Here is a 6,019-nt window from a genome sequence, read left to right on the forward strand (position 1 = left end):
CCGAAATACCAACGCGATGACTGAGACCACCGCCCCCGGCTTGGCACTGGCGCGCCTGCCACTGGCGCAGCGTGGCCGCTTCTTCGACGAGGCGATCCGGCGCCTGATCCCCCGCCTCTGTCCCCCCGGTGGCACGGCGCTTGATCTCGGCGCCGGCTGGGGATCCTACACGCGCCTCATGCTGGACAGCGTTGGCCCCTTCGGCCGCGTGGCGGCCTTCGAGCCCAATCCCGAGGTAGCGCGAGGCCTGCAGGACCTGGCGTTGCGCGATCACCGCCTGCGGGTGTTCGAGCAGGCCCTCTCCAACCGCACCGGGCGCGAGAGCTTCTATCGCCTCGCCGAAAGCGGGCTTTCCTCGCTTCGGGAGCGGCGGCACCTGCAGGTGCCGGTGGTTGACCGCATCGCGGTATCGGTCGGGCAGCTGGACGACTGCCCGCTCGTGGCGGCGCTGCCCGCCATCGACTTCATGCGAGTGGACGTGGAGGGTGAGGAACTTCCGCTGCTGGAGGGAGCGCGCGAGACGATCCGCCGCACCGAGCCGATCATCGTGCTCGAACTAGACTGGTACCATCTCTTCCGCAGCGGAGCCGGTGACGAGCACGGCTTCTTCGGCTTCCTCGATGGCCTCGGCGTTTGTGGTTATGAGGTGATGGATTTCGGCAGTAATTCGGTTCAAGGTTATCGTGACGATGCCTGGAATATTTTTCTGCTGCCCCGACGCAGTAGGCGAAAAGCCTTTTTTCAGCGACAGCTTACGGAAACCTGCCGGAACGCCCTACTGCATTTGCATCATGAAATTGAACTCTGAGGCTCAGCCTGGGCGCGGCTTGCCCCGGCAACAAGAGGCGATGACTTTGCCGGGTCCCATCATGATGCTTGAACCATTCAGAGATTGCGTCGCCTGAGCCAGAGGGAGTTCAGTAAGACGGGCTCACTGTGTGTCATCCATCCGGCGCCTGTGTCGCTTACCAAGACCAGCGCTGTGTTTTGTAAGGGGCTGACTGAGAGCAGATGAAAGTCACCATGGTGGGTGCCGGCTATGTCGGCCTGGTCTCCGGAGCCTGCTTCGCAGAGTTCGGGGTAGACGTGTGCGTGGTGGACACGGACGCGGCCAAGGTGGAGGCGCTCCGCGCGGGGCGCATCCCCATCTACGAGCCGGGGCTCGACCGGCTGGTGGCGGAGAACGCCGCCGATGGCCGCCTGACCTTCACCACCAATCTGGCTGAGGCGGTGCGCGGCGCGGATGCGGTCTTCCTCGCCGTCGGCACGCCGACGCGGCGCGGTGACGGCCATGCCGACCTCACCTATGTCTTCGCCGCCGCCGAGCAGGTGGCGAAGGCGGCCGAGGGGCCGCTGGTGCTGGTCACCAAGTCCACCGTGCCGGTGGGCACCGGGCGGCAGGTGAAGGAGATCGTCCGCCGGGTGCGCCCGGAGGTGGAGATTGACGTCGCCTCCAACCCGGAGTTCCTGCGCGAGGGCAGCGCCATCGGCGACTTCATGCGGCCCGACCGCGTGGTGATCGGCGTGGAGAGCGAGCGCGCGCTGAAGGTGCTGAAGCGACTCTACCGCCCGCTCTACCTGATCGAGACGCCGGTGGTGGCGACCTCGATCGAGACCGCCGAGCTGATCAAGTACGCCGCCAACGCCTTCCTGGCGGTGAAGATCACCTTCATCAACCAGATGGCGGATCTCTGCGAGAAGGCCGGCGCCAACGTGCATGACGTGGCGCGCGGCATGGGGCTGGACGGACGCATCGGCCGCAAGTTCCTGCATGCCGGGCCGGGCTATGGCGGCTCCTGCTTCCCGAAGGACACGCTGGCGCTGGCCCGCACCGCGCAGGAGCTCGGCGCGCCCGCCACCATCGTCGAGCAGACCATCGCCGCCAACGAGGCGCGCAAGGCGCAGATGGCCGAGCGCGTCATCGCCGCCTGCGGCGGCTCGGTAGCCGGCAAGACCATCGCGATCTTCGGGCTGACCTTCAAGCCCGAGACCGACGACATGCGCGACGCGCCCTCGCTGGTGATCATCCCCAACCTGGTGGCCGCCGGCGCGAGGATCCGCGCCTATGACCCGCAGCCCGGCCATGCCCGCGAGATGCTGCCCGCGGCCGTGCACTACGCCGAGAGCGCGCTCGGCGCCGCCGAGGGCGCCGACGCCCTGGTGCTGATCACCGAATGGAACGAGTTCCGCGCCATCGCGCCGGAGAAGCTCCGTCGCACCATGGCCGGCCGCGTCGTCTGCGACCTGCGCAACGTCTGGGACCCCGCCGCCATGCGCGAGTGCGGGTTCGAATACTCCTCGATCGGCCGTCTTTGAGGTAAGTAATTAGCATGGAGCGCATTCTCGTCACCGGCGCGGCGGGCTTCATCGGCCATGCGGTCTGCGCGCAGTTGCTGCGGGACGGCTTCACCGTCCTCGGCCTCGACAACCTTACGCCCTACTACGATGTCGGGCTGAAGCAGGCCCGGCTGCAGCAGCTCGAGGGGCAGCCCGGCTTTTCCTTCCGCCGGCTCGACCTGGCCGATGCGGCAGCCACGCGGGAGGCCTTCGCGGTCTTCCGGCCGGAGGCGGTGGTGCATCTCGCGGCGCAGGCGGGGGTGCGCTACTCGCTGGAGAACCCGGCGGCCTATACCGCGGCCAATGTGGACGGCTTCCTCTCCGTGCTGGAAGCCTGCCGCGCCCATCCGGTGCGCCACCTGGTCTATGCCTCCTCCTCCTCCGTCTATGGCGCCAACACCAAGGTTCCCTTCTCGGAGAAGGACCCGGTGGACCGGCCGGTCTCGCTCTACGCCGCGACCAAGCGCGCCAACGAGCTGATGGCGCAGACCTACGGCCATCTCTTCCGCATTCCCGCCTCGGGTCTGCGCTTCTTCACGGTCTACGGGCCTTGGGGCCGGCCGGACATGGCCTACTACAAGTTCACCGACGCGATCTTCGCCGGCCGCGCCATCGATCTCTACAACCACGGCCGCATGGCGCGTGACTTCACCTATGTGGACGAGGTGGTGGAGGCGATCCGCCGCCTCACGCTGCAGCCGCCCGCCGACTGCACCGTGGGCGAGGAGCCGGGCCGCATCGATCCCGGCGTGCCGCACCGCGTCTTCAACATCGGCAACCACACGCCGGTGGAACTGGAGCGCTTCGTCGCGGTGCTGGAGGCGGCGATCGGCCGCAAGGCGGAGCGCCGCCTGCTGCCGATGCAGCCCGGCGATGTCGAGCGGACCTATGCCGATGTCGAGGCGCTGCGCCAAGCGGTGGGCTTCGCGCCGCGCACCTCGATCGAGGAAGGGCTGGAGCGCTTCGCCGCCTGGTACCGCGCCTACCACCAGCCATGAAACCGTGGCCCGGGCGGGGCGGGGTCATCCCTTTCGACCTCTCGCCTCACCCACAGAGGGCGGGGTCCAGGGTGGCAATTTTGCCCCTTCCGGGAACCTGGCCCACTTATTCCGAAAGTTTTTGAGCAGGCTTATCGACCCGAAGAGAAACCTGCCGCTGAGTAATTATAAGGAAAATCAATGATCATCAACGGTTTGAATTCATGGATTATTCCTCAGAATGCCCCCGAATTCCGCCATCCTCCTCGCCCTGCGGAACTGCGCCAGCCAGATTATGAAGAAAAATTCGACAATTCGACTATTTTGTACGACCTCTTTCCTTCACAAGGGCAGGAAACTCTAATCGGTATTGCGCCCCCTTTGCTTAACCTGGAAAAATATTTTTCAGAAAACAATTTTTCTTCTAACGGCCAAAATGTTCCATTTTTCGTCAGAAAAATGGACAGAATTTGTGAGATTTATTTTCACAATATAAAATTCAACTCCAGCATAAAGTTTTTTGGAGATTTGGGGAATAAGACTCTAAAACCTAGTCCAAATATGAGTGACGTATTCCGAGGGCGCCGCGTTCTAATGACCGCCTCACGGGATAACAAACTCGAATGGATTGAGGATTGGATTCGGTTCAATGTTTCCGTTCATAGCGCAGATGCTGTTCTCGTGTACGACAATGGCTCGACAGCCTATTCTATTGATGATCTTCACGATTGCATTTCTCATGTTCCGGGCATAAGAGCGGTCGCGGTTGTCAGATGGCCTTTCAAGTGGGGGCCAAGCGGTGCTGGTACCCGATGGGATTCTAATTTCTGCCAACTCGGGGCTTGGCAGCATGCAAGAAGGCGTTTCCTTGCTGAAGCGCGAAGTGTTCTAAACGCGGACATTGATGAATTAGTACTAACCAAAGACGGCAGGAGTGTGTTTGAAATAGTCGAGCAAGCCCCGACTGGATACGTCCAATTTCCAGGACAATGGGTAGTAAACATTTCTTCTGATCAACCTTCCTCCAGTTGGGAATTGAGGCGACACAGAGACTTCAATGTTCGCATCAAGCCAGGTGTGGCTGATTGCGAAACCAAATGGGCCGTTGTGCCGTGGCGCTGTCCAGTGGACTCGCAATGGGGCGCGCACGCTATCAGCTCCTTGAAGAGTGGCGCTGTTCAGGAAAATGTGAGCTATCGACATTTCCGTGCCATTAGCCTGAGTTGGAAGTATGATCGAGAGAGCCCGGTTTCTTACGATGCTGAGCGTCATGAACGAGATGATTTGCTGATAGCTCGAATGGCGGCAGCTTCAAAATTCTAGCACTACCTGGGCACTTTATGATGAGGTGATGGAAACCTCTGTCGGCAATGCAGACATCGGATCGGCGTGACGAGGTGGCTGAACAGCCGGTCGAGGATGGCGCGTCGCATGGCGGGCAGGCTCGGCGAGGGTGGCGGGCCCGGCATCGGGGTCCGCATTTTCCCCCCGCCTCGTCCGGCGGTGCGTGGCGAGGCGGAGGTGCTGCAGATAGGCAAAGGCGATGCACGTCATCAGCGCGTGTCGGTGCAGGCCGGTCCATGACCGTCCCTCGAAGTGTCCCAGGCCGTCGGAGGCAGTGCCTCCGACCCTGCTTCAGCTGCTGGTGCGCCTGCTCGCAGACCCAGCGCGCCTTGATCGCCATGGCCAACGCCCGCAGCGGCGTATTGGCGGGAAGGTTGCTCAGGTAGTACTTCCGCTCACCGCCCGACCGCCACTCACCCACCAGCCAGGCCTCATCACCCGGCAGGTGGCGGTTGTTGCCCCAGACAGCACCATCGCCCACCCGGATGCGTGCCGCGACGAACCGGGCGGCGAGTGCCCCCTTGGTGCCCTGCCGCCAGGTGATGCGGCGCCACGATAGCCCTGCCAGGACCTTCTCTGCTTCCGTGGGCTCCTCGTTCGGCACCGGCTTGCGGGCCCGCCCCTGTGGTGGCACCAGCTGCACGGCGGCGCTGTAGACCTTGTGGTTGCGTGGGATGCCGACTGCCCAGCGCAGCCCCCGGGCATCCAGGCCTTGGCGGAACGCAGCACTCGCACCGTAGCCCGCGTCCGCCAGCACCGTGCCGAACCGCACGCCTGCGGCACGCAGCCGATCCAGCTCATCGAGCGCGATCTCGCCCTTGGTGCGCGGTGCCATGGCCGCCTCCGGCACGCCCGCCTGGGCGCAGCGCGACGGGTCGCTGGTCCACTTGGACACTTCGAAAAACCTCGCGGCTGAGGCGTCGACCTGATTCACTGACCCTGGTCAGCGGAGGCAGCGGGAATGGCGTATAAGCCTGGCTTCTTCGATGTGGATGAGCGCTATGCGGCCTTGTCGGCGGCTGGCGATCCACTGGAGCGGCTCTCGGCGGTGGTCGATTTCGAGATCTTCCGCCCCGTACTGGAGGCGGCGCTGAGGCGGTCGGACCGCAGCCGTGGTGGGCGCCCGCCCTATGACGCGGTGCTGATGTTCCGCATCCTGGTGCTGCAGGCGCTCTATAGCCTCTCGGACGAGCAGGCAGAGTTCCAATTGCGGGACCGGCTGTCTTTCATGCGCTTCGTGGGTCTGGGCCTGCACCAGGCAGTGCCGGACGCCAAGACGATCTGGCTCTACCGCGAACAGCTCAAGCAGGCCGGTGCCATCGACGGGCTGTTCCGCCGCTTTGACGAGGTGCTGGCCGAGC

5 protein-coding genes and 1 pseudogene are annotated in these 6,019 nt (G+C 63.7%); 5 read left to right on the forward strand and 1 reads right to left on the reverse strand.

The genetic code is table 11. From position 1 onward, the window contains the following. Positions 1-16: 16 nt before the first annotated feature. The 4 genes from CR162_RS19880 (at position 17) to CR162_RS22215 (ending at position 4,637) form a co-directional block, all read left to right on the forward strand. Positions 17-808 (forward strand): FkbM family methyltransferase, encoded by a 792-nt coding sequence (locus tag CR162_RS19880; RefSeq protein WP_099097252.1) that lies wholly within the window; start codon positions 17-19, stop codon positions 806-808. A gap of 203 nt (positions 809-1,011) precedes the next feature. Next, positions 1,012-2,316: a UDP-glucose dehydrogenase family protein gene (locus CR162_RS19885; protein WP_099097253.1), complete on the forward strand. Its 1,305-nt coding sequence runs from the start codon at positions 1,012-1,014 to the stop codon at positions 2,314-2,316. A gap of 14 nt (positions 2,317-2,330) precedes the next feature. Then, positions 2,331-3,335, forward strand: coding sequence for an NAD-dependent epimerase/dehydratase family protein (locus CR162_RS19890; protein ID WP_099097254.1), 1,005 nt, complete (start codon positions 2,331-2,333; stop codon positions 3,333-3,335). 180 nt (positions 3,336-3,515) lie between these two features. Then, entirely contained in the window at positions 3,516-4,637 is a 1,122-nt protein-coding gene (locus CR162_RS22215) for a hypothetical protein (protein ID WP_141563256.1), read from the forward strand. Positions 4,638-4,652: 15 nt separating this feature from the next. On the opposite strand, the pseudogene CR162_RS19895 reads toward CR162_RS22215, so the two are convergent. After that, positions 4,653-5,565, reverse strand: a pseudogene (locus CR162_RS19895) (IS701 family transposase); the annotation flags it as partial. 54 nt (positions 5,566-5,619) lie between these two features. Here CR162_RS19895 and CR162_RS19900 point away from each other — a divergent pair. After that, positions 5,620-6,019 (forward strand): transposase (locus CR162_RS19900; RefSeq protein WP_141563257.1); only part of this gene is annotated, 400 nt, incomplete at its 3' end.

The organism is Teichococcus rhizosphaerae (assembly GCF_002631185.1).
Classification (GTDB): Bacteria; Pseudomonadota; Alphaproteobacteria; order Acetobacterales; family Acetobacteraceae; genus Pseudoroseomonas; species Pseudoroseomonas rhizosphaerae.